The sequence below is a fragment of the Geodermatophilus sp. SYSU D00705 genome (assembly GCF_054050135.1).
Genome location: NZ_JBJGYT010000077.1, coordinates 1 through 1,142 on the forward strand (window position 1 = coordinate 1; position 1,142 = coordinate 1,142).

1 protein-coding gene is annotated in these 1,142 nt (G+C 72.8%); it reads right to left on the bottom strand.

Annotation, left to right across the window (positions count from 1 at the left end; translation table 11 throughout):
- Positions 1 to 1,142 (bottom strand): bifunctional 3,4-dihydroxy-2-butanone-4-phosphate synthase/GTP cyclohydrolase II (locus ACI78Q_RS23675; protein ID WP_456925929.1); only part of this gene is annotated, 1,142 nt, incomplete at both ends.

The window sequence follows — 1,142 nt, forward strand, 5'->3', positions numbered from 1 at the left end:
GATGTCGAGCAGGTGTCCCATCCGGTCGCGTTTGGTGCGCAGGTAGGCGAGGTTCTCGGCGGTGACGTGGCTGGGCAGCGGCACCCGGCCGGTGATCTTCAGGCCGTAGCCCTCCAGGCCGGCCCGCTTGGCGGGGTTGTTGGTCAGCAGCCGCATGGTGTGCACGCCCAGGTCGACCAGGATCTGCGCGCCGGTGCCGTAGTCGCGGGCGTCGGCGGGCAGGCCCAGGTCGAGGTTGGCGTCCACGGTGTCCACCCCGGCGTCTTGCAGCTGGTAGGCCTGCAGCTTGTGCAGCAGGCCGATGCCGCGGCCCTCGTGCCCGCGGATGTAGAGCACCACCCCGCGGCCCTCCTGGGCCACCGCGGCCAGCGCGGCCTGCAGCTGCGGGCCGCAGTCACAGCGCAGCGAGCCGAACACGTCGCCGGTCAGGCACTCGGAGTGCACCCGGACCAGCACGTCGGAGCCGTCGGAGATGTCGCCGTAGACGAACGCGACGTGCTCGCGCTCGTCGTAGGAGGAGCGGTAGCCCACCGCGGTGAAGGTGCCCGGGGCCAGCGGCACGGTGGCCTCGGCGACCCGCTCGACCAGCTTGTCGAACCGCTTCCGGTAGGCGATCAGGTCGGCGATGGTGACCAGGCACAGGTCGTGCTCGTCGGCGAAGACCCGCAGCTCCTCCCCGCGGGCCATGCCGATCGGGTCCTTCTCGCTGACCAGCTCGCACAGCGTGCCCGAGGGCCGCAGCCCGGCCAGCACCGCCAGGTCCACCGCGGCCTCGGTGTGCCCGGGCCGGCGCAGCACGCCGCCGTCGCGGGCGCGCAGCGGCACGATGTGCCCGGGCCGGGCCAGGTCGGCCGAGGTGGTCTCCGAGCCGGCCAGCAGCCGGATGGTGTGCGCCCGGTCGGTGGCCGAGATGCCGGTGGACACCCCCTCGCGGGCGTCCACGGTGACGGTGTAGGCGGTGCCCCGGCGGTCCTGGTTGACCCGGAACATCGGCGGCAGGTCCAGCCGGTCGGCGTCCTCCTCGGTCACGGCCACGCAGATGTAGCCCGAGGTGTAGCGCACCATGAACGCCACCAGCTCCGGCGTGGCCAGCTCCGAGGCGAAGATCAGATCGCCCTCGTTCTCCCGGTCCTCGTCGTCCA